Annotated in this window: 21 protein-coding genes and 1 tRNA gene; 7 read left to right on the top strand and 15 right to left on the bottom strand. The window is 66.9% G+C overall.

Features of this window, described 5'->3' with window-relative positions; all coding sequences use genetic code 11:
* The first annotated feature begins 91 nt into the window (after nucleotides 1–91).
* Nucleotides 92–168: transfer RNA gene (locus AC1Q5B_RS11055), tRNA-Pro, on the top strand.
* 585 nt (nucleotides 169–753) lie between these two features.
* On the opposite strand, the gene AC1Q5B_RS11050 is transcribed toward AC1Q5B_RS11055, so the two are convergent.
* The 14 genes from AC1Q5B_RS11050 to AC1Q5B_RS10985 form a co-directional block, all read right to left on the bottom strand.
* Entirely contained in the window at nucleotides 754–990 is a 237-nt protein-coding gene (locus AC1Q5B_RS11050; RefSeq protein ID WP_492631706.1) for a type II toxin-antitoxin system HicA family toxin, read from the bottom strand.
* On the bottom strand, nucleotides 987–1,493 hold the full coding sequence (locus tag AC1Q5B_RS11045; RefSeq protein ID WP_492631705.1) for a DUF4365 domain-containing protein: 507 nt from the start codon (nucleotides 1,491–1,493) through the stop codon (nucleotides 987–989). The genes AC1Q5B_RS11050 and AC1Q5B_RS11045 overlap by 4 nt, the downstream gene beginning before the upstream one ends.
* Nucleotides 1,494–1,789: 296 nt before the next feature.
* On the bottom strand, nucleotides 1,790–3,058 hold the full coding sequence (locus tag AC1Q5B_RS11040) for a glutamate-5-semialdehyde dehydrogenase (RefSeq protein WP_492631704.1): 1,269 nt from the start codon (nucleotides 3,056–3,058) through the stop codon (nucleotides 1,790–1,792).
* Nucleotides 3,059–3,077: 19 nt separating this feature from the next.
* Entirely contained in the window at nucleotides 3,078–4,226 is a 1,149-nt protein-coding gene (gene proB, locus AC1Q5B_RS11035) for a glutamate 5-kinase (RefSeq protein WP_492631703.1), read from the bottom strand.
* A gap of 9 nt (nucleotides 4,227–4,235) precedes the next feature.
* Nucleotides 4,236–4,475, bottom strand: a complete 240-nt coding sequence (locus AC1Q5B_RS11030) for a YciI family protein (RefSeq protein ID WP_492632090.1) — start codon at nucleotides 4,473–4,475, stop codon at nucleotides 4,236–4,238.
* 14 nt (nucleotides 4,476–4,489) lie between these two features.
* Nucleotides 4,490–5,782, bottom strand: a complete 1,293-nt coding sequence (argH, locus tag AC1Q5B_RS11025) for an argininosuccinate lyase (RefSeq protein WP_492631702.1) — start codon at nucleotides 5,780–5,782, stop codon at nucleotides 4,490–4,492.
* Nucleotides 5,779–6,747: an N-acetyl-gamma-glutamyl-phosphate reductase gene (gene argC, locus AC1Q5B_RS11020; protein WP_492631701.1), complete on the bottom strand. Its 969-nt coding sequence runs from the start codon at nucleotides 6,745–6,747 to the stop codon at nucleotides 5,779–5,781. The genes argH and argC overlap by 4 nt, the downstream gene beginning before the upstream one ends.
* Before the next feature lie 2 nt (nucleotides 6,748–6,749).
* Entirely contained in the window at nucleotides 6,750–7,364 is a 615-nt protein-coding gene (locus AC1Q5B_RS11015) for a GNAT family N-acetyltransferase (protein ID WP_492631700.1), read from the bottom strand.
* A gap of 4 nt (nucleotides 7,365–7,368) precedes the next feature.
* Nucleotides 7,369–8,688, bottom strand: a complete 1,320-nt coding sequence (locus AC1Q5B_RS11010; RefSeq protein ID WP_492631699.1) for an acetylglutamate kinase — start codon at nucleotides 8,686–8,688, stop codon at nucleotides 7,369–7,371.
* Between the two features lie 79 nt (nucleotides 8,689–8,767).
* Nucleotides 8,768–9,856 carry an acetylornithine deacetylase gene (locus AC1Q5B_RS11005; protein WP_492631698.1) on the bottom strand — a complete coding sequence of 363 codons (1,089 nt, stop codon included), beginning with the start codon at nucleotides 9,854–9,856 and terminating at the stop codon, nucleotides 8,768–8,770.
* On the bottom strand, nucleotides 9,853–10,293 hold the full coding sequence (locus tag AC1Q5B_RS11000; protein WP_492631697.1) for a GNAT family N-acetyltransferase: 441 nt from the start codon (nucleotides 10,291–10,293) through the stop codon (nucleotides 9,853–9,855). The genes AC1Q5B_RS11005 and AC1Q5B_RS11000 overlap by 4 nt, the downstream gene beginning before the upstream one ends.
* A 13-nt stretch (nucleotides 10,294–10,306) precedes the next feature.
* Nucleotides 10,307–11,509: an argininosuccinate synthase gene (locus AC1Q5B_RS10995; RefSeq protein ID WP_492631696.1), complete on the bottom strand. Its 1,203-nt coding sequence runs from the start codon at nucleotides 11,507–11,509 to the stop codon at nucleotides 10,307–10,309.
* Nucleotides 11,510–11,651: 142 nt separating this feature from the next.
* A complete protein-coding gene (locus AC1Q5B_RS10990) occupies nucleotides 11,652–12,653 on the bottom strand; it encodes an N-acetylornithine carbamoyltransferase (RefSeq protein WP_492631695.1) in 1,002 nt (333 codons plus the stop codon).
* 271 nt (nucleotides 12,654–12,924) lie between these two features.
* The gene (locus tag AC1Q5B_RS10985) at nucleotides 12,925–13,431 is read right to left on the bottom strand and encodes a hypothetical protein (protein WP_492631694.1); all 507 of its coding nucleotides are present in this window, start codon (nucleotides 13,429–13,431) and stop codon (nucleotides 12,925–12,927) included.
* Nucleotides 13,432–13,572: 141 nt separating this feature from the next.
* On the opposite strand from AC1Q5B_RS10985, the gene cysS reads away from it, so the two are divergent.
* The 3 genes from cysS (at nucleotide 13,573) to AC1Q5B_RS10970 (ending at nucleotide 16,754) form a co-directional block, all read left to right on the top strand.
* The gene (gene cysS, locus AC1Q5B_RS10980) at nucleotides 13,573–14,961 is read left to right on the top strand and encodes a cysteine--tRNA ligase (protein WP_492631693.1); all 1,389 of its coding nucleotides are present in this window, start codon (nucleotides 13,573–13,575) and stop codon (nucleotides 14,959–14,961) included.
* A 106-nt stretch (nucleotides 14,962–15,067) separates the two neighbouring features.
* Nucleotides 15,068–15,505, top strand: a complete 438-nt coding sequence (locus AC1Q5B_RS10975; RefSeq protein ID WP_492631692.1) for a SufE family protein — start codon at nucleotides 15,068–15,070, stop codon at nucleotides 15,503–15,505.
* Nucleotides 15,506–15,512: 7 nt separating this feature from the next.
* Complete coding sequence (locus tag AC1Q5B_RS10970; protein ID WP_492631691.1) at nucleotides 15,513–16,754, top strand: MFS transporter; 1,242 nt, start codon at nucleotides 15,513–15,515, stop codon at nucleotides 16,752–16,754.
* 75 nt (nucleotides 16,755–16,829) lie between these two features.
* Here the strand turns inward: AC1Q5B_RS10970 and dksA are convergent, their stop codons facing one another.
* The gene (gene dksA / locus AC1Q5B_RS10965; RefSeq protein WP_492632089.1) at nucleotides 16,830–17,945 is read right to left on the bottom strand and encodes an RNA polymerase-binding protein DksA; all 1,116 of its coding nucleotides are present in this window, start codon (nucleotides 17,943–17,945) and stop codon (nucleotides 16,830–16,832) included.
* 95 nt (nucleotides 17,946–18,040) lie between these two features.
* Here dksA and yidD point away from each other — a divergent pair, with 95 nt between their 5' ends.
* The 3 genes from yidD to AC1Q5B_RS10950 are packed head-to-tail and all read left to right on the top strand — an operon-like array spanning nucleotide 18,041 to nucleotide 20,498.
* Nucleotides 18,041–18,301 carry a membrane protein insertion efficiency factor YidD gene (gene yidD / locus AC1Q5B_RS10960; RefSeq protein WP_492631690.1) on the top strand — a complete coding sequence of 87 codons (261 nt, stop codon included), beginning with the start codon at nucleotides 18,041–18,043 and terminating at the stop codon, nucleotides 18,299–18,301.
* On the top strand, nucleotides 18,301–19,647 hold the full coding sequence (locus AC1Q5B_RS10955) for a dihydroorotase (protein WP_492631689.1): 1,347 nt from the start codon (nucleotides 18,301–18,303) through the stop codon (nucleotides 19,645–19,647). Before yidD ends, AC1Q5B_RS10955 begins: the two co-directional genes overlap by 1 nt.
* A gap of 44 nt (nucleotides 19,648–19,691) precedes the next feature.
* Entirely contained in the window at nucleotides 19,692–20,498 is an 807-nt protein-coding gene (locus tag AC1Q5B_RS10950; RefSeq protein WP_492632088.1) for a M23 family metallopeptidase, read from the top strand.
* Nucleotides 20,499–20,650 lie beyond the last annotated feature (152 nt).

The following is a 20,650-nucleotide window of genomic DNA, read 5'->3' as shown; positions in this document are numbered from 1 at the left end:
AGCTTTTACCGGGGCCCGCCGGACCGAGGGCCGGATCCGGCATCCGAGTCTTGCCTCGGCCGGGCGGCTTCACTACAATGTCGCGCTCAGTCGGGGTGTAGCTCAGTCTGGTAGAGCGCTACGTTCGGGACGTAGAGGTCGCAGGTTCGAATCCTGTCTCCCCGACCAATAGATTCAGAGTGTTACGACGAAACCGCCCTAGTGGCGGTTTTTTCATGCCAGCAGGGTGCCAGCATTTCCCGCTCGCCTGCCGCCGCAGTCGATGACGTCTCGATGCTCGCCATTGCTCACGCTCGTATCGCGCATTTCCTGATCAGAGCACTACGATCTCCAGTCACTCGTTGCCATCAGAGAGGACTGTCCCGTGAGCGAACCCGTGTACTCCGGCACCTGGCTTACCCCAGATGAGGTGGGACAGCTGACCGAGCTCAAGCCGACGAGCTACAAGGCTCAATGTCGCTGCTTGGCGAGGATGGGCATTCCATTCCGCCCGAACGCTGGCGGCCTTCGAGATGATTTCCGATCTGTCCCATCGCTTGAGCTTGGTCGTGCCGTCAGCGGCGATGCTCGCCGCGCAGCCGTACCTGAGAAACAGGCAGCTGCTGCCATCGGGTGAATCGGCCCATCTGTAGGCGTCGGGTAGTGGCATGCGGCCATCGTACGAGCCGCCATCGCAAGAGGTGAGACCGACGTCAGTATCGAAGTCGGCAAGGAACAGCGAGCAACGACGGCTCTCCCTGAACTACCTTGCCGTCAGAATCCAAACAGCTTGCTCTCGATCGAATCCTCGGTGGCGTCACCCCTGCCAACAACTTGCTTCACTATGGCTCGAAGAAGGTTCGGCGATAGTTCCCTTTCTCGAGGTATCGTGATCAGCGTCCCGCTTGCTGGGCGATAGAACTTCGCATGGCGTGTTCCACCACGGTCTTCAAAGCCAAGTTGGTTCAGGGCTTTAATAACTTCATGAGATTTAAGGGGCCGATACTTCACTTTTTTAGCTCCTTAAGTAGCTTCTTGACGATCCCATTCTTCCTTGTCTGCCACACCAATGGTGTCTTGGTGGTGACAACATTAGCCAATGGAAGATGCACGTTATGAGTTTTTCCGGAAGCAGTGGACGGGTCTAAATTCACCCCTTTGAGATAGCTTTGAATCTCCACCCAGAATGCCTTTTCATTCTTGGCATCGAAGAAAACTAGGTAGACCGGATAGAGCTCATCATTCCATTGTTCCAAATCGCCAAGGCTAATCGGGTACGAGTAGCCGTCCTGGATCTCGTATCTGTGGGGCGTATCCGTGGCTTTGAACTGAAGCGTTATGAGGCCATTTTCTTGATAGCCACTCGCGTCAAAGGTTGTGACTAGTCCGTCCGTTCCGTAGTCATGGATAGGTGCTTCGATAGTGAATCCTGCCTTGTACACGTGATAGCCAACGTGATTTGCGCTTAAGTCTGCAAGCTCGTGTTTGCGGACTCTTTGCTTTCTCTTCGCCATAGACGGTCCATGTGGGCTGACTACTAGTCGATACTAGAACATGGCGCCAATCTGAGCATAGATGCAGCCAAGTTTGGGTCTGGGTGCGCAAAGCTTTCCGGCACAAGCCCAATGGCGCCGATTGCTACTTGGCGCCGTTGCCCCACAGAGGGGTGGCGGCCCACCGAGCGGAAGAGACCGGAGAGTCCTGCAGCGAGGCCCACGGGGCAGAAGGGTCGATCGCGTGAGGCGGGACAGCGGATTCGCAGGGTTTCATCAAACCATGCGGACTCAGTCGGATTCATAAGACCTCTTACTCAGGCCTTCAAAAGGTTGGGATGCCGCACCTGCCCTTTCCCATGCACAACAAATCGCTCCACCGTCAACGCCTCCAGCCCCATCGGGCCGTACGAATGCAGTCGTGTGGTCGAAATACCGATCTCAGCGCCCAGCCCCAGTTCGCCGCCATCCGAGAACCGCGACGAGGCATTGACCATCACCACGGCTGACCGCAGTGCGTTGAGAAACTTCTCCGCATGGACGGAATCGCGAGTGACGATGACCTCGGTATGGTCCGACGTGTAGCGACGGATATGCGCGATGGCGGCATCCAGATCGTCCACCACGCCGACCGCGATCACCAGATCGAGGAACTCGGCGGCGAAATCCTCTTCGGTCGCGGCGACCGCACCCGACATCAGCGCCTTGGCGACCGCATCCGCCCGCACCTCGACGCCGCGCGCACGCAGCGCCTCAGCCGCACGCGGCAGGAACGTCGGTGCGATATCGCGATGGACCAGCAGCGTCTCCAGCGAATTGCAGGCCGACGGACGCGACACCTTGCCGTCCAGCAACAGGGCCAGCGCCAGATCCTCGTCCGCGCCCGCGTCGACGTACTGGTGGCAGACGCCCTTGTAGTGCTTGATGACCGGCACCCGCGCGTGTTCGCCGACGAAGCGGATCAGCCCCTCGCCACCGCGCGGGATTACCAAGTCGACGATATCGCTGAGCTGGATCAACTCCAGGATGCTCTCGCGACGCAGGTCCTCGACCAGCGTCAGCACGGCCTCCGGCAAACCGGCCTCGCGCAAGGCGCGCTTCAACGACGCCGCGATGGCGGTGTTGGAATGGATCGCTTCCGAACCTCCGCGCAGGATCACCGCATTGCCGGCTTTCAGGCATAGCGCCGCTGCATCTGCGGTGACGTTCGGGCGCGCCTCGTAGATCATCGCGATCACGCCCAGCGGCACGCGCACGCGCTCGACGTGGATGCCGTTCGGCCTGTCGTAGGCACGGGTCACCTGCCCGACCGGATCCGGCAACTCCGCCACTTCGCGCACCGCGCTGGCGATCCCTTGCAGCCGCGCTGCATCCAGACAAAGACGGTCCAGCATGGCGCTGCTGATGCCTTTGGCCGCAGCGGCCTCGATGTCCTTCGCGTTGGCTGCCAGGATCGCGGCCTCATCGGCCAGCAATGCATCGGCCATCGCCTGCAGCAGCGCGTTCTTCGCGTCGGTCGGCAGGGAGGCGATGGCGTGGGCCGCATCGCGGCACTGCAGGGCTTGCTGGGTGATCTGGCCGGTCATGGGGTTTCCGTCTGCGTGCTTACACCAGCACCAGGTCGTCGCGATGGACGACGTTCTCGCCGTAGGTGTAACCGAGGATGCCTTCGATGTCGCGCGAATGGCGGCGCGCGATGCGGCGGATATCGACCGCCGAGTACTGGCTGACGCCGCGCGCGATGCGCCGGTCGCCGCCGTCGTCGCGCAGCACCAGCTCGACCATGTCGCCGCGGCGGAAATCGCCCTCCGCCGTGGTCACGCCGCCGGGCAGCAGCGATGCGCCCTTTTGACCCATTGCGTTCGCCGCGCCGGCATCGACCACGATGGCCCCGGACTCGACAGGCACATTGCGCAGCCAGTACTTGCGCGCCGCCAGCCGGTTCTGCGCCGGGCGGAAGCGCGTGCCCAGCAGCGCGCCGCGCGCCAGCGTGGCCACGGTCGCCGCTTGCGTGCCGTTGAACAGGAACGTCTCGATGCCGGCCGCAGCCGCCTTGGCCGCGGCCTCCAGCTTGGTATGCATGCCGCCGGTGCCGACGCCACTGCCGGCACCGCCCGCCATGGCGAAGAATTCGGGCGTCAGCGCCTCGACATCCAGGATCGGCCGCGCATCGGCGTGCGTGCGTGGATTGGCGGTATAGAAGCCGTCGATGTCGGTGGCGATGAACAGCGCATCGGCATCGATCAGGGCCGCAACGACCGCGGCGAGGTTGTCGTTGTCGCCGAGCTTCAGTTCGTCGACCGACACCGTGTCGTTCTCGTTGACCACTGGCAACGCACCCAGCGCCAGCAGTTCCTGCAGCGTGGCGCGCGCGTTAAGGTAGCGGCGGCGGTTGCGCAGGTCGTCGTGGGTCAGCAGCACTTGCGCCACCGGCCGGTCGAAGAACCGCTGCCACAGCGCGATCAGCTGGGCCTGTCCCAGCGCCGCCAGCGCCTGCCGCTCCGCCATCGCCACACCGGCTTGCGGCTTCCGATGCAGCAGACCGCGCCCGGCGGCGACCGCGCCGGACGACACGATCACCACTTCGCGCCCGGCGGCGATGCTGGACGACACGAACTGCGCCAGGTTCAGCGCGTGGCGTGGGCTCAGCCCCTCGCCGTCGGCCGCCAGCAGGCTGCTGCCGACCTTGAGCACGGCGCGACGCCAGGCCGGCAACGGGTGTTCGGAGAACGGAAGCGGCGTGGCGTGCGTCATGGGGTCAGCTCAGCGGGTGTTCCATTCGTGGACAGTGAGGTCGGATGTGCCGGTCAGCGCCAGGGGATCGCGCGCCGCGATCGCTTTCGCCTCGTCCAGCGACGCCACGTTCACCAGCACGTAGGCGCCGCCACGCTTGTTGCTGAAGCCGCCGGTCATCTCCAGTTGGCCGGCGGCACGCAGCTCGTCGAGGAACGCGAGGTGCGGCACGATGACGGCGTCATCGAACGACGGACGACGCATCGCCATGACGAGGTAGCGGATCACAGGGCGTCCCAGCGGGCGAGCAGTTCGTCCAGCCGCAGATCGGCCGCCGCGCCGGGCGAGACGCGCGCGGCGAGACTGCCTTCCGGCGTCCGTCCCTGCCCCGCGCTGTCGGCCGACGCCGCAGCGGCCTTGTAGGCCTCGCGGAACGGCACGCCCGCGACCGCCGCCTCGACCGCGACGTCGGTGGCGTACATGCCCGAATCGATCGCCGCGCGCAGCCTGTCTTCGCGCCAGCTCAGGTTGGCTAGCAGCGCCGGCAGCAGTTCCAGCGCCGGCAGGCCGCGACCGAAACCGTGGAAGATCGCACCCTTGCTGGCCTGCAGGTCGCGGTGGTAACCCGACGGCAGCGACAGCAGTTGCTCGATCTCCATGCGCGCGGCGGCGACGCTGGCGTGGGTCGCGCGCATCAGCTCGATGACATCGGGATTGCGCTTGTTCGGCATGATCGAGCTGCCGGTGGTGTACTGCGCCGGCAACGCGACGAAGCCGAACTCGGCGCTGGTGAACAGCGACAGGTCCCAGGCGATGCGGCGCAGGTCCAGCGTGGCGGCGCCGAGGGCTTCGAGCGCGGCCAGCTCGAACTTGCCGCGCGAGAGCTGCGCGTAGATCGGGCTGACCTGCATGCGCGCGAAGCCGAGCGCTGTCGTGGTGTGCTCGCGGTCCAGCTTCAGGTTGACGCCGTAACCGGCGGCGGTACCGAGCGGATTGGCGTCGACCAGCTTCAGCGTGTCGCGCGCGCGGATCGTGTTGTCGATGAAGGCTTCGGCCCAGCCGGCCCACCACATGCCGGCCGACGACACGACGGCACGCTGGATATGGGTATAGCCGGGAATCGGCAGGTCGCGTTCGGCCTGCGCGCGGTCCAGCGCGACCTTGGCGATCTCGCGCGACAACACGGCCACGCGCGCCAGCTTTTCCTTCAGCCACAGGCGCGTGGCGACCAGGATCTGGTCGTTGCGGCTGCGCCCGGTATGGATCTTGCCGCCGGCATCGCCCAGCCGTTCGGTCAGCCGCGCTTCGATGGCGGAATGGCCATCCTCGAAGCGCTCGTCGAGCACGAAGTCGCCACGGCGGAAGTCCTCGGCCAGGATCGTAAGCTCGCGCTTCAGGCCGGCCAGTTCGTCGCCCGAGAGGATGCCGGTGCGCTGCAGGCCTTCGGCATGCGCGGCGCTGGCCTGGATGTCATGCAGGAAGAACTCGCGGTCCAGCACCACGTCGTCTCCGGCGAGGAAGCGCTGGATCTCCGCGTCCACCGCCACGCCGGGCTTCTGCCACAACAGGTCGCTCATGCCGTCGTCTCCTGCGGAATGCTTTCCAGCTCGTCGAAGCCGAAAGCGAGATTGAGGTTCTGCATCGCCTGGGTGGCGGCGCCCTTGAGCAGGTTGTCCAGCGTGGCGACCACGACCAACCGCTTGCCGCCTGGCGCCAGGGTGAAACCACCGATCTCGACGCCATGCTGGCCGGCGATGCGGCTGACCCACGGCGCCTCGTCGAGGATGCGGATCAGCGGCTCGGCCGCGTAGCGCGCGCGGTAGAGCGCGCGGACGTCCTCGATCCTCATCGCCTGCCGCAGCCAGAGATTGACCGTCATCGTGATGCCGCGGAAGTGGGGCGCCACATGCGGCATGAACTCCACCGGCACGCCCAGCTGCCGGCTGACCTCGCGCTCGTGCATGTGGTCGGTCAGCGCGTACGGCATCAGGTTGTCGCGCAGCAGTTCGGTGTTGTTCTTGTCCGACGGCGAGGTGCCCGCACCGGAGTAGCCCGACACGCCGAAGCACTGCGGCGGCCCGGCCAGGCGATCCAGCAACGGCGCGATCGCGAGCTGCATCGCGGTGGCGTAGCAACCGGGATTGCTGATGCGCTTCTGGCCGGCGTACTTCTGCCGGGTCAGTTCGGGCAGGCCGTAGTACCAGTGCTCGTCGAACCGGTAGTCTGCCGACAGGTCGACGACGACGGTGTCCGGCGCCTGCGCGTCGATGGCCGCGACCAGGTCGGCGGCCTTGCCGTTGGGCAGCGCCAGGATCACGGCATCCGCACCCTTGCCGCCGACCTGCTCATGGCTGAGGTTCTCGTAACGCAGTTCGCCGTCGAATCCGGCGATATGGTCGCTGACCTGCTGGCCGTCCAGCTCGCGGGAGGAGACGAACGCCAGCTCGAGATGCGGATGGCGGGCGATCAGGCGGATCAGTTCCGCGCCGGTGTGGCCGCGGGCGCCGACGATGCCGACGGTTCGGTGATGGGGATTTGACATGGCTACTGTGCAGGCTCGTGGTGCGCCAGCCGCGCGAGCAGGTTGCTGCGCACGGCCGGCCATTCGGTGTCGAGGATGGAGAAGATGACGCTGTCGCGGATCGTGCCGTCGGCATGCCGGCGATGGTTGCGCATCACGCCGTCCTGGCGTGCGCCCAGGCGCGCGATGGCCGTACGCGAGCGGTGGTTGAACCAGCTGGTCTCGAGTACCACGCTGATGCAGCCCAGGGTGTCGAAGGCGTGCCCGAACAGCAACAGCTTGGCCTCGGTGTTCAGCCCGGTGCGTTGCACCCGCGGCGCGTACCAGGTGTAGCCGATGCTGAGCCGCGGCACCCCGGCGTCCATGTCGTAGAAGCGGGTGGTGCCCACGACTGCGCCGGCCGCATCGCGCACCACGAACGCCAGCCACTTGCCCCGCGCCTGCTGCGCCAGCACGTCCGCCAGCCAGCCGTCGACCTCGGCCGCGCGCGGCACGTTGGTGTACCAGAGCGCCGCCAGTCCATCGCCGGCCAAGGCCTCGCGCAGGCCGTCGGCATGCTCGGCGCGCAGCGCTTCCAGCCGGACATGGCGGCCCTGCAGGGTGGGCGCGGTGCGCCAGGGGTCGGGCGATGCGCTCATGGGCTCAGTCCTTCAAGGTGGGCAACCGCGTGCGGCAGTGCGCAACGCAGCGTTCGATGTCGCCGAAATCCTCGATGCCGTACCAGAACACCTTCCACTTCTCCTGCTTGTAGCAGCCGTCCGACTCGGCGTAATAGAAGATGTTGACCTGGTTGTTGTGGCGGGAGCGCCAGAACAGCTGCGGGTTCTCTTCCCGCATCACGTGCCAGACCGCGCGACCGAGGCCCTCGCCCTGCGCGTCGTCCAGTACGGCGAACTTGTCGAGATAGGCGAAGCCTTCTTCCTGCGTCAGGATCAGCGCGGTGCGGTAGTTCTCGCTGATGTAGACGCGGTAGGGCATCGTGCGTTCGAAGTAATCCGGCAGCAGCGTGCGACCGAAGCTGGATTCGATCAGTGTCTTCAGCCGCGGCAGGTCCACGCCGTCCCAGCCGTTCTCGAAGCGCAGCACGCGCTCGCCGCGGCGCACTAGGGTGCCGGAACCGCGATGCGTGAACAGTTCCTTGGCCAGTTCGGCGGGCTTGGTGATCGAGACGGACGAGGTCAGCGGCAGACGGTCCAGCAGGTCCTTGATCTGTTCGATCTTCACCCGCATGCCGCCATTGATCCAGGGCTGCGCCATCAACTCGTCGTACTCGGTGGACAGGTTGATCGAATCGATCACCCTGCCCTCCGCATCCAGCAAGCCGCCAGTGCCGGTCAGGAAGATGATCTTGTACGGTTGCAGCACCTGCACCAGCTCGTTGGCGGCGAAGTCGGCGTTGATGTTGAGGATCTGGCCGCCGACGGTCTCGCCCATGCTGGCGATCACCGGGATGGAGCCCGCCTTCAGGCTCGCTTCGATCGGCGCCTGGTTGATCCGGGTGACGTCGCCGACCAGACCGTAGGTGGCCTGGTCCTTGTACTCGGCCTCGAACACGCCGGAGACGATCGACGTCGCGCGCGCGCCGACCTGCTGCAACGCTTCAACCAGCGCCAGGTTCTGCTGCAGGAACACCTTGCGCACGATGGCCAGCACGTCCGGCGTGGTCACGCGCAGGCCGTTGACGGTCTGCTTGGTGATGCCGGCGGCGGTCATCTCCTCGTCCAGCTGCGGACCGGCACCGTGAACGACGATCGGGGTCAGGCCGACTTCCTGCAGGAAGGTCAGCGATGACGTCAGCGCTTCCAGGTCGTCGCGCAGGACCGCGCCGCCGACCTTGACCACCGCGAAACGCTTCGCGTCCAGCTGCGAGAAGCGCTTCACGTACTGCGAGATCTCCTTGGCGCTGGCCATGCTGGACAGCAACCGGATGATGGTCTGGCGGGTTTGCTTGTTCGATTCCATGTCTTCTTGCTTTGTAGGGTGGGCCTTGGCCCACCGTCGTCATCGTTCCGCATGGCGGGCCAAGGCCCGCTATGCGCAGTTACTGGAGGATCCGCGCCACGCTATCGGCGTATCGCTGCAATTGTTCGAGCGACACCCACTCGTCCGCGGTATGCGCCTGGGCGATGTCGCCCGGGCCGTAGACGAACGCGGTGAGGCCGGCGGCCGAAAACAGCGACGCTTCGGTCCAGAAGTCCACCGCATTGCCGATCGGCAGACCGAGTTCGTCCGCCAGATCGCGCGCCGCCAGGCGACGCTCTTCCGCGCGGGCGACGTCGCCAGACGGCAGCGATGGACCGCGGAAGGTCTCCTCGTACTCGGCCAGCGCATCGGCATTGGCGAAACCGCGGAACGTGGCGTGCAGCTGATCCATGTCCTGGGACGGGAGTGGACGGAACCCGAAACGGACTTCGGCACTGGGCGCGATCATGTTGGCCTTGATGCCCCCCTCGACCCGGCCGATGTTGAAGCGCAGCCCGGTCAGTCCACCGAAGCGCAGGTGATGCTGGTCCTGCACGAAGTCCAGCGCCGTCGTACCCCAGCGCATCGCGTTGTGCAGCGCGCTGAGCGACAGCGCGTTCTCGGCCGACGCGTGGCCCGCCTGGCCGGTGAACGCCATGCGCACCGCGCTGATGCCACGGTGCGCGAGCACCGCTTCGCAGCGGGTCGGTTCGGCGATGATCGCCTCGCCGAAGCCATGGTCGCGTGCCAGGAACGCCGCGATGCAGCGCGCGTCGTTCGCTTCTTCGTCGGTGGTGAACAGGAACGCCGCATCGCCCTGCGTCACCTGCGCGGCCGCGACCAGCGCCGCCGCCGCGCCCTTGATATCGCAGGCGCCCAGGCCGATGGCGCGATCGCCTTCGATCCGCAGCACATGCGGACTGGCGCTCCACGCCGGCGACGACGGCACCGTGTCCAGGTGCACGTTGAACAGCCGCTTCGGCTGGCCGCGCACGGCGAAGAACGACACCGCACCGGCGCCGTGGTCGGTCACCTCGATGCGGAAGTCCGGCAACTGCGCGCGCAGGTAGTCGAAGATTCCGTCCGTGCCGATGTCGCGCGGCGGGTTGCGGGTGTCGAACGACACCAGCGCTTCCAGGTGCTGGAGGGTGGTAGCGAGCAGGGTCATGCGGCTTTCGTCTCGGTGTAGATATCGGGTTGCACGACTTCCATCAGCGTCTGCGGCCTGGCCGGCGCGACGAAACCGTACTGTGCGTACAGCCCGTGCGCGTCGGAAGTGGCCAGCATGAACCGGCGCAACCCCTGCAATTGCGGATGCGCCATGACCTCGGCGACCAGCTGCTTGCTGTAGCCGCGACCGCGATGCGCCGGCAGCACGAACACGTCGGCCAGGTAGGCGAACGTGGCGAAGTCGGAAACGACCCGCGCGAACGCCACCTGTCCGACGCCGTCGACGTGGCCGCCGAAGCACAGCGAGCCCGCGACCGCGCGCGCCACCGTCTCCTCCGGGATCCCCAGGCTCCAGTAGGCCTCGGTCGAGAGGAAACGATGGATCAACGGGAGGTCCAGCTCCGCCTTGTCCGTGCTGACGCGCAGGGCGCTCATCAAACCGGTCCGATCAGCGATTGATCTCGGCCCACAGGGTCGAGCTCATGCCGAACAGCTTGATGAAGCCTTCCGCCTCCTCCACGCCCCAGTCGGCCGATTGCGCATAGGTCGCGCCCTTGGCGTTGAGGATGTGCGGCGACGTCACCGCCACTGCATCGACGCGGCCGCCACGGGTTTCCAGCACCACTTCGCCGTTGACGATGGACTGCGACGACTGCAGGAAGGCTTCCAGGTCCGCTTTCAGCGGATCGTGGTAGAAGCCTTCGTACACCAGCTCCACCCACTTGCGCGCGACCTCGGGCTTGAAGCGGTTCTGCTGCTTGGTCAGCACGGTCTCTTCCAGCGCGCGGTGCGCGGCCAGCAGCGACACCAGGCCCGGCGCCTCGAACACGATGCGGCCCTTCAGGCCGATCACGGTGTCGCCGGTATACACGCCACGGCCCACGCCGTACGGCGCGAACAAGGCATTCAACTTCGCCAGCAGCGCGGCGCCCGCGACAGGCTGCCCGTCCAGGCTGACGGCTTCGCCGTGCTTGAAGCCGATCGTCACCCGCAACGGCGCGTCGGGCCATTCGGCGCGCGGCGCGCACCAGCCACGCGCGCCTTCGCCGGGCGCTTCCCATTTGTCGATCTCGCCGCCGGACATGGTCAGGCCCAGCAGGTTCTCGTTGATCGTGTAGCTCTTCTGCTTGGCGCGCACGCCGAAACCCCGCTCTTCCAGGTAGGCCTGTTCGTAGGCGCGGGTCTGGGTGTGCTCCTTCTGGATCTCGCGGATCGGCGCCACGATGCGGTAGTCGCCGCTGGCCTTGACCGCCAGGTCGAAGCGCACCTGGTCGTTGCCCATGCCGGTGCAACCGTGCGCGATGGCGTTGGTACCCAGTTCGGCGGCACGCTTCAGCGCGGCGTCGACGATCAGGTAGCGGTCGGACACCAGCAGCGGGTACTGGCCCTGGTAACCCTCGCCCGCCCACACGAACGGCTTGACGAAGCCGTCCCAGATCGCGGGACCGCCATCGACGGTGACGTGGCTGGCCACGCCCAGCTCGGCGGCGCGCTGCTCGATGAAGGCGCGCTCTTCCGCATCCACGCCGCCGGTATCGGCGAACACGGTATGCACGTTCCAGCCGCGCTCCTTCAGGTAGGGCACGCAGAAGCTGGTGTCGAGGCCGCCGGAGAAGGCGAGGACGATGTCTTTGGAGTCGGAAGCGGTCATTTCTGAGGTCTCGAGTGATGTGCCCCCTCCCCCGCTTGCGGGGGAGGGTTGGGGTGGGGGCGATGGGACGAGGTCGAACTTTCCGGAGGCCGTTCGCCCCCATCCCAGCCATCCCGCAGGCGGGGGAAGGGGCAGAACCGGCTTACTTCACCAACGCGGCCATGATCGCCTTCTGCACGTGCAGGCGGTTCTCGGCTTCGTCGATGGCGATGCACTGCGGCGAATCCATCACGCCGTCGGTGGCCTTGACGTTGCGGCGCAGCGGCAGGCAATGGCTGAAGACGCCGTTGTTGGTCAGCGCCATCTTCCGCTCGTCGACGATGAAGTGCTTGTACTGGTCGCGGATCGGCTTCTCGGGCTCCCAGTTGCCGAAGAACGGCAGCGCGCCCCAGCTCTTGGCGTAGACCACGTCGGCGCCGGCGTAGGCGCTGTCGATGTCGTGGCTGACGGTCAGCGAGCCGCCGCTCTCGGCGACGTTCTGCTCCGCCCACCCCATGTAGCGCTCATCCAGCACGTAGTCCGGCGTCGGGCACAACAGGGTCACGTCCATGCCCCGGCGGGTGGCGATGGTCAGCGCCGAGTTGGCCACGGCGGTGTTCAGCGGCTTCGGGTGGTAGGTCCAGGTGAGCACGTACTTCTTGCCACGCAGGTCGGAGGTGCCGAAGTGCTCCTGCAGCGCCAGCGCGTGGGCCAGCTCCTGGCAGGGATGGGTGATGGTCTCCATGTTGATCACCGGCACCGGCGAGTATTTGGCGAACGACTTCAGCACGATGTCCTCGCGGTCGTAGGCCCAGTCGACGAACTTGGGGAACGCGCGCACGCCGATCAGGTCCACGTAGCGGCCCAGCACCTTCGCCACTTCGGCGATGTGCTCCTCGGTGTCCCCATCCATCACCGTGCCCAGGTTGAACTCGATCGGCCACGCATCCTTGCCCGGCTGCAGCACCACCGCATGGCCGCCCAGCTGGAACGCGCCCAGCTCGAAGCTGGTGCGGGTGCGCATGGACGGGTTGAAGAACACCAGCGCGATGGACTTGCCCTTCAGCGCGTCGCCCAGCTTGTGCTGCTTGTAGAGGGCGGCCTGCGTCAGCAGCGCATCGAGGTCGCTGCGGCTCCAGTCCTGCGTGTTCAAGAAGTGCTTCATTACGGCATCCTGGTTTCGGGAATGTGGCAAACGGGCTTCGGAAACGAAAAAACCCAGCCTCTGGCTGGGTTTCCGGTGAACAGGCGACGACGTCCGGGTACCCAGCTAGAAGCAGGATTCCGGTCGACGCGCACGCGACGTCATGCTCGAGGCCTGGGAGGCCGCGCTGTCAGCATGGGCATGTGCGTTCATCTTCATGGGCGCGAATGCTCGCATGTGCTGCGGCGCAGCGCAAGGACGGATTCGGTTGCGTGTGCAACCGTGCACGGGATCAGGGGCCGCTTGCCGTGGACTGGGCGGGCGCGATGTAGGGCACGACCGAGATGCGGATGCGCAGGCGGTTGCCCGGATCTTCGGCGAGCCGGGAGCGGTACTTCACACCTTTGTAGATGTAATCGACGTCGTACGCGATCGGGCGCTGGAACTCGCGCTCGATGGGCACGACGCGGCAATTGACCTTGACGGCGGGCAGCGTCACCGGGGGCGCCTGCGCCGGCTCCTCGTCGCCACCGAACCAGCCGCGCACCGAGCTGACCATCCGGCTCCAGCGCCCCTCGTCCTTGGCTTCCGGCACTGGTGCCTCGGCCTTGGTCGCGGGCGCTTCATCGCAACGCTGCTCGGTGCGGGTCGCCCGCAGGGTCTGGTACACCGGCTCGACACTCAGCACCTGCGCATAGTCCAGACGCACGTTTTCCGTCGGAATCACCCGCTCCTGCGCGACGACGGGCGCGGCGAGCAGGAGGCAGGACAGGAAAAGGGCGGTGCGGAGGCGGAACATGTGGCCTGCAAGCGGAATCCAGGGGCCTCAGTGTAGGGACCGCGCCTTGAGTGGGGCTGAATATCGGCCACCACGATGCCGCCAGACCCTCGCACGCGGCGCAGGCGTTAGAATTCCACGGCTCTCCCCCGCCCTGTCGCCATGACCCTGCGCCTGCACAACAACCTCACCCGCCGGGTCGAGGACTTCGAACCACTCGGCCCCGTCCCCACGATGTACGTCTGCGGGCCCACCGTCTACAACTACGTCCACATCGGCAATGCGCGCGGCCCGGTCGTGTTCGGCGTGCTGGCGGCCCTGCTCCGCCGCCGCTTCGGCCAGCTGCGCTATGCGCGCAACATCACCGACGTGGACGACAAGATCAACGCGGCGGCCAAGGCGCTGGGCGTGCCCATCGCCGCCATCACCGACCGCTATGCCGCCGCCTACCGCGACGACATGGCCGGGCTGGGCGTGACCGGCGAATTCGCCCCGGACATCGAACCGGCGGCCACCGACCACATCGGCCACATCATCGCGATGATCGAGCAGCTGATCGCCGGCGGCCATGCGTACGCGGCCGAAGGCCACGTGCTGTTCTCGGTCGGCAGCTTCGCCGAGTACGGCAAGCTCTCGCGTCGCGACCCGGAGGAGATGCTGGCCGGCGCGCGCGTGGAAGTCGCCCCTTACAAGCGCGATCCGGGCGATTTCGTGCTGTGGAAGCCGTCCACGCCGGACCTGCCGGGCTGGGACTCCCCCTGGGGTGTCGGCCGTCCGGGCTGGCATATCGAATGCTCGGCGATGGCGGCTGCCCACCTCGGCGAGACCATCGACATCCATGCCGGCGGCGTGGACCTGCAGTTCCCGCACCACGAGAACGAAGTGGCGCAGAGCGAGTGCGCGCACAAGCATGCCGACGGCTCGCACAAGACGTTCGCCCGTTTCTGGCTGCACAACGGCATGCTCAACTTCGGCGGCGCCAAGATGAGCAAGTCGCTGGGCAACATCGAGAAGGTCCACGACCTGCTGCAGCAACACCCGCCGGAAGCGTTGCGCTATGCCCTGCTCTCGGCGCACTACCGGCAGCCGCTGGACTGGTCCGAGACGCTGGTGGAACAGTCGAAGAACACGCTGGACCGGCTGTACGGCACGCTGCGCGATCTCGGCGATGTCGATGCCGCCGGGGTGACGCCGCAGGTCGTCGAAGATGCGCTGGACGACGATCTCAACACGCCGCAGGCTCTGGCCGAGGTCGCCCGCATCGCCGCCGAAGCACGCAAGGCCGCCAGCGAGGCAGACAGGCAGCGCCTGAAGCGCGAACTCCTCGGCGCCGGCCGCGTGCTCGGCCTGCTGCAGCAGGATCCGGCCGAATGGTTCGGTCGCGGCACCTCCACCGACGACGATGCCCGCATCCAGGCCCTGATCGATGAGCGCGCCGCGGCTAAGAAAGCCCGCGACTTCGCCCGCTCCGACGCGATCCGCGATCAGCTGGGGGCCGAAGGCATCCTGCTGGAAGACACGCCGCAGGGCGTGCGCTGGAAGCGCGCGTGATGGATCGCTCCGTCACGCGGATGGAGCCGACACCCCACGTAAAATGCCCGTTCGCCGCGCAACTGCATCTCCGCCGCGCGGCAAGCCCCTTCGACAAGATGTTCCCGTGACCGACACGATCTTCCCGCTCGAACCCACCGCCGCCGACGCGCAGGCGGCGATCAAGGACGAATTCGCCTTTTTCGGCGACTGGTCCGAACGCTATCAGTACCTGATCGACCTGGGCCGCAAGCTGCCCGCCTTCCCTGAAGACTGGAAGCGCGAGGAGAACCGTCTGCTCGGCTGCCAGTCGATGGTCTGGATCGTGCCCGAAGGCGATGCGGCGAAGCTGGATTTCCACGCCGTCAGCGATTCGGCGATCGTGTCGGGCCTGATCTTCCTGGCCCTGCGCGTGTACGCCGGCCGGCCGGCGACGGAAATCCTGGCCACCTCCCCGGACTACATCGCCGACATCGGGCTGGCGAAACACCTCTCGCCGACCCGCTCCAACGGACTGGCGTCGCTGCTGGCCTTCATCCGCGAGACGGCCGCGAACGCGACATGAGTCCGAAGTGAGCGGCACGGCAGCCCCTTCCGCTTTCTCGCTGCTCCGCAACCGCGGCTATGCCGCGGTGCTGGCCTACCGCATCTGCGCGCTGCTGTCGTACCAGATCGTCGCCGTCACCGTCGGCTGGCATATCTACGAGCTGACCCGCGATACCTTCTCGCTGGGCCTGGTGGGCCTGGCCGAAGTACTGCCCTTCTTCTGCGTGGCGCCGTTCGCCGGCTACCTGGTCGATCACCTGCCGCGGCGGAGGGTCGGGATCGTGGCCTGCGCCGCATTGGCGACCACGGCGGTGATCCTGGTCGCGGTGTCCGCTGGCGGGCTGCCTTTCCACGGCACCTGGCCGATCTACGCCGCCATCGCGCTGACCGGCATGGCGCGTTCCTTCCTCAGCCCGGTCTACAACGCGCTGTTCGCGAAAGTACTGCCGCGCGAGGATTTCGTGCGTGCGGCGGGACTGGGCAGCGTGATCTTCCAGGCCTCGCTGGTCACGGGGCCGGCGCTGGGCGGCCTGCTGGTCGGCTTCGGCGGCAAGACGCTGTCCTACGCGATGGCGGTGGTGTTCGCGCTGCTGGCGGCTACCGTGCTGGCCCGCTTGCGCGTGGAAGAACCCGGACCGCCCGCGGTCAGCCTGCCGGTGTTCGCCAGCATCGCGCAGGGCGCGCGCTTTGTGCTGAACAACCAGATCATGCTGGGCGCGATGGCGCTGGACATGTTCTCCGTGCTGCTCGGCGGCGTGGTGGCGATGCTGCCCGCCTTCATCCACGACATCCTGCACTACGGCCCCGAGGGCCTCGGCATCCTGCGCGCGATGCCGGCGGCGGGATCGGTCTGCGTCGGCCTGTGGCTCGCGCGCCACCCCCTGCAGAAAAACGCGGGGCGGGTGCTGCTGTTCGCGGTGGCGGGCTTCGGCCTGGCGGTCATCGCGTTCGGCCTGTCGCGCAGCTTCTGGCTGTCGGCCGTCATCCTGTTGTTCTACGGGATGTGCGACGGCGTCTCGGTCGTGGTCCGCTCGACCATCCTGCAGCTGTCCACGCCGGACGAAATGCGCGGGCGCGTGTCGTCGATCAACGGCATCTTCGTCAGTTCGTCGAACGAACTGGGCGCGTTCTATGCCGGCACGATGGCCAAGCTGCTGGGACTGGTACCGGCGGTGATCCTGGGCGGTTTCGCGATCCTCTCGGTGGCGGGGGTGACCGCATGGAAGGCGCCGCGCCTGCGGCGGCTGGACCTGCGCGAGCTGCAGTAGCGTCGCGGGCGCGCCGGGCCGGCAAAGAAAAACCCCGCCGGGGCGGGGTTTTTCGTGTGCGGACCTGGCGGGAACTCAGTCGCCCTGCTGCTTCTGCAGGTGTTCCCAACGCTCCTGGGCATCGATGGTGCGCTCGGCGGTCAGGCGTGCCTCCAGGCGGTCCAGGCCGATCTCTTCGCCGGTGTCGACGCAGTAGCCGTAGTCGCCTGCTTCCAGGCGCTTGAGCGTGCTGTCGATCTTGCCGATCAGCTTGCGGTAACGGTCGCGGGTACGCAGTTCCAGCGAGTTCTCGGTCTCGCGGGTCGCACGCTCGGCTTCATCGCCGATGTCGCGGACTTCGTCCTTGAGGTTCTCGATGGTCTGCTTGGATTCCTCGACCAGATCGGCACGCCACTGCAGCAACCGCTGGCGGAAATACTCCAGTTGCAGCGTGCTCATGTACTCCTCGTCGGACGAGGGCTTGTAGCCGGTCGGCACGATCGGGCGGCCGGTGGCTTCATCGATCTTGTAGGGCACTTCTTTCACCTTGCCGCGCACGACCGGCGCCGCAGGGCGGGCAGCCACGGCGACCGCGACCTTGCCCACGGGGCGGGCAACGGCGGGACGGGGGCTCACGGGCGCTTCGACGGCGGTGGAGGCTTTGGCGTTCTTGGTATTCGGTTTCGGGGCTGGCACAGGCTTCGGGGGGGACGGAACCTTGGCGGCGGGCGCCGGAGCCGGTGCAGCCGCCTTGGGGGCGGGCGCAGGCGCAGGAGTCTTGGTCGCAGCCGCGGTGGGGGCGGACTTTGCCGGAGCCGGCTTGGCGGCGGGCTTCGGTGCGGGGGCAGGAGCGGGCTTCGCGGCCTTGGCCGGCGCCTTCGCCGGTGCCGCCTTGGCGGCAGGCGCCTTGGTGGCCGGAGCGGGCGCGGGTTTCTTGGCGACTGCGGGCTTGGTCGCCTTGGCGACCGCCTTCTTGACCGGTGCCGCCTGTTTCGCCGCCGGCTTCTTCGCCGGGGCAGCCGCTTTCTTGGCCGGAGCGGCCTTCTTGGCGGCCGGCTTCTTGGCGACAGGCTTGGGGGCCGCTTTCTTCGCTACCGGCTTGGGGGCCGGTTTCTTGGCGACAGCCTTCTTCACGACAGGCTTCTTGGCGACGGTCTGAGCGGGTTTCTTGGCGGCCTTGGCGGCCTTCTTCGCAGGTTTCTTTGCAGCCACGAACAGCGCTTCCTTGTTCTTCCCGAGCATCGGGAAAGCGCGCTTTTATAGCCTACCCGGCGGGCAGCGGCAACCCGACGCGGTATCATCGGGCCATGCTCGCCCGCCTGCTCATCCTGCTGCTGAAGGGCTACAAGCGCTTCATCAGTCCCATGCTGGGGCCGCGTTGCCGCTTCGTGCCGTCCTGCTCCGAGTACGCCATGGAGGCCATCGGCCGCTTCGGCCCGCTGAAGGGCGGCTGGCTGGCGCTTCGCCGGATCGGCCGCTGCCATCCCCTGCATCCCGGCGGATTCGATCCTGTACCGTCGTGCGACCACGAGCACCCCTCCTCCCCCTGCCCCTCCAGGAACCCCTGATGCCCGCTACCGTCATCGTCAACGCCCGTCTGGTCAACGAAGGCCGCGTCACCGAGGGTGACCTGCGCATCGAGAACGGGCGCATCGCCCGCATCGCCGCCGAGATCCGTCCGCAGGGCGAGGACGCGGTGATCGACGCCGCCGGGCGCTGGCTGCTGCCGGGGATGATCGACGACCAGGTGCACTTCCGCGAACCCGGCATGCCGCACAAGGGCGACATGGCCACCGAGTCGGCGGCGGCCGTGGCCGGCGGCCTGACCACCTTCATGGACATGCCCAACACCAACCCACCGACGCTCGACGCGGCGGCGCTGGAAGACAAGTACCAGCGTGCGAAAGGCCGGGCCTGGGGCAACTACGGCTTCTACATGGGCGCCAGCAACGACAATCTGGAGGCGATCCGCACGCTGGACCCGAAGACGGCGCCGGGCATCAAGGTGTTCATGGGCGCGTCCACCGGCAACATGCTGGTCGACAACCCGGAGACGCTGGACGCGATCTTCCGCGAGGCGCCCACGCCGATCATCACCCACTGCGAAGACACGCCGACCATCGACGCCAACCTGGCGGCCTTCCAGGCGAAGTACGGCGACGCGCTGAGCGCCGAACACCATCCCGACATCCGCAGCCGCGAGGCCTGCATCAAGTCGACGCGGCTGGCGATGTCGCTGGCGCGCAAGCACGGCACGCGCCTGCACGTGCTGCATATCTCCACCGCCGACGAACTGGCGCTGTTCACGCCGGGTCCGTTGATCGCGGCCGACGGCACGCGCAAGAAGATCACCGCGGAGACCTGCATCCACTTCCTGCGCTTCGACCGCTCGGATTACGCCGCGCTCGGCAACCTGATCAAGTGCAATCCCGCGATCAAGGACGCCAGCGACCGCGAGGCCCTCATAAAGGCCCTGGTCGACGACGTGATCGACGTGCTGGCCACCGACCATGCGCCGCACACGCTGGAAGAGAAGGAAAAGCCCTACGTGCAGGCGCCATCCGGCCTGCCGCTGGTGCAGTACGCGCTGGTGGCCGCGCTGGAACTGGTGCACGAGCAGCGCATGGACGTGACCCGCGTCGTGCAGAAGTTCGCGCACGCCCCGGCGCAGCTGTTCGACGTGAAGGAGCGCGGCTACCTGCGCGAAGGCTACTTCGCCGACCTGGTGCTGATCGACGATGAACCGTTTACGGTGAAACGCGAAGACGTGCTGTCGAAGGTGGGCTGGTCGCCATTCGAGGGCCGCCGCTTCCGTTCGCGCATCGGCGCCACCTGGGTCAACGGCCGCATGGTCTGGAACGGCGAGCACCTGGTCGGTACGCCCAATGGCCAGCGACTGGAGTTCGCACGTTGAAACTGGCGGTCGCGGCGCTGTTCGCCGCAGTGTGTGCAGGATGGATCCCGCTGGCCGCCGCGCAGGACGCGGTGCCGGCCAGGCCGGTGTCGCAGGAAGACCGCGTCGTGTTCCCGGCCAGCGTGTCGCAGGGCGCCCTGGTGTTCGGCAAGGTACCGGCGGGCAGCCAGGTGCGTTACCGCACGCGCCCGCTGCGCACCACCGGCTACGGCACCGTCGTATTCGGCGTGGGCCGTGATGAAACGGGGCCGCTGAAAGTCGATGTCACCACGCCTTCCGGTCGCGCCGAATCCGACAGCATCGTCGTGACGCCACGCGACTGGCCGGTCGAACGCGTCAACGGCGTGCCACCGAAAACGGTCAACCCTCCTCCCGAGATCGCCGCACGCATCGAGCGCGAACAGGCCATGGTCACTGCCGCACGCGCTCGCGACGACGAACGCGCCGATTTCGCCCTGCCCTTCCAGTGGCCCGTGCAAGGCCGCATCAGCGGCCGCTTCGGCAATGCGCGTGTCTACAACGGACAGCCGGGTGCCGGCCATTCGGGTATGGATATCGCAGCCGCGAACGGCACGCCCGTCAAGGCGCCTGCCGGCGGCATCGTGACGTTCGCCTCGCCCGATCTCTACCTTACCGGCGGCACCGTACTGCTCGACCACGGCCACGGCGTCAGCTCGAACTTCCTCCACCTGTCGCGCATCGACGTGAAGGTGGGTGACCGCGTGGAGCCGGGCCAGGTGATCGGCGCGGTGGGCGCGACCGGGCGGGCGACGGGGCCGCACCTGCATTGGGGGATGAACTGGTTCGATGTGAGGATCGATCCGCTGCTGGTCCTCGAACGCGGGAAGTAACCGCCCACCGTTTGCCAGCCGGGCGCGTTGCGACGCGTTTGAGCACCCTTACGCGTCAGGTTTCAGGGCGCGCGGTTCGATGTGAGGATCGATCCGCTGCTGGTCCTCGAACGCGGGAAGTAACCGCCCACCGTTTGCCAGCCGGGCGCGGT

The organism is Pseudoxanthomonas sp. GW835-FHT14C01, from assembly GCF_058793715.1.
The sequence above is the reverse complement of the archived record's forward strand: the minus strand, read 5'-3'. Positions and strand labels throughout refer to the sequence as shown.

Bases quoted from the DNA above. Each gene is read 5' to 3' on its own strand.
- AC1Q5B_RS11045 (WP_492631705.1), bottom strand. From the start codon at position 1,493: ATGGCGAAGAGAAAGCAAAGAGTCCGCAAACACGAGCTTGCAGACTTA.
- AC1Q5B_RS11040 (WP_492631704.1), bottom strand. From the start codon at position 3,058: ATGACCGGCCAGATCACCCAGCAAGCCCTGCAGTGCCGCGATGCGGCC.
- proB (WP_492631703.1), bottom strand. From the start codon at position 4,226: ATGACGCACGCCACGCCGCTTCCGTTCTCCGAACACCCGTTGCCGGCC.
- AC1Q5B_RS11030 (WP_492632090.1), bottom strand. From the start codon at position 4,475: ATGGCGATGCGTCGTCCGTCGTTCGATGACGCCGTCATCGTGCCGCAC.
- argH (WP_492631702.1), bottom strand. From the start codon at position 5,782: ATGAGCGACCTGTTGTGGCAGAAGCCCGGCGTGGCGGTGGACGCGGAG.
- argC (WP_492631701.1), bottom strand. From the start codon at position 6,747: ATGTCAAATCCCCATCACCGAACCGTCGGCATCGTCGGCGCCCGCGGC.
- AC1Q5B_RS11015 (WP_492631700.1), bottom strand. From the start codon at position 7,364: ATGAGCGCATCGCCCGACCCCTGGCGCACCGCGCCCACCCTGCAGGGC.
- AC1Q5B_RS11010 (WP_492631699.1), bottom strand. From the start codon at position 8,688: ATGGAATCGAACAAGCAAACCCGCCAGACCATCATCCGGTTGCTGTCC.
- AC1Q5B_RS11005 (WP_492631698.1), bottom strand. From the start codon at position 9,856: ATGACCCTGCTCGCTACCACCCTCCAGCACCTGGAAGCGCTGGTGTCG.
- AC1Q5B_RS11000 (WP_492631697.1), bottom strand. From the start codon at position 10,293: ATGAGCGCCCTGCGCGTCAGCACGGACAAGGCGGAGCTGGACCTCCCG.
- AC1Q5B_RS10995 (WP_492631696.1), bottom strand. From the start codon at position 11,509: ATGACCGCTTCCGACTCCAAAGACATCGTCCTCGCCTTCTCCGGCGGC.
- AC1Q5B_RS10990 (WP_492631695.1), bottom strand. From the start codon at position 12,653: ATGAAGCACTTCTTGAACACGCAGGACTGGAGCCGCAGCGACCTCGAT.
- AC1Q5B_RS10985 (WP_492631694.1), bottom strand. From the start codon at position 13,431: ATGTTCCGCCTCCGCACCGCCCTTTTCCTGTCCTGCCTCCTGCTCGCC.
- cysS (WP_492631693.1), top strand. From the start codon at position 13,573: ATGACCCTGCGCCTGCACAACAACCTCACCCGCCGGGTCGAGGACTTC.
- yidD (WP_492631690.1), top strand. From the start codon at position 18,041: ATGCTCGCCCGCCTGCTCATCCTGCTGCTGAAGGGCTACAAGCGCTTC.
- AC1Q5B_RS10955 (WP_492631689.1), top strand. From the start codon at position 18,301: ATGCCCGCTACCGTCATCGTCAACGCCCGTCTGGTCAACGAAGGCCGC.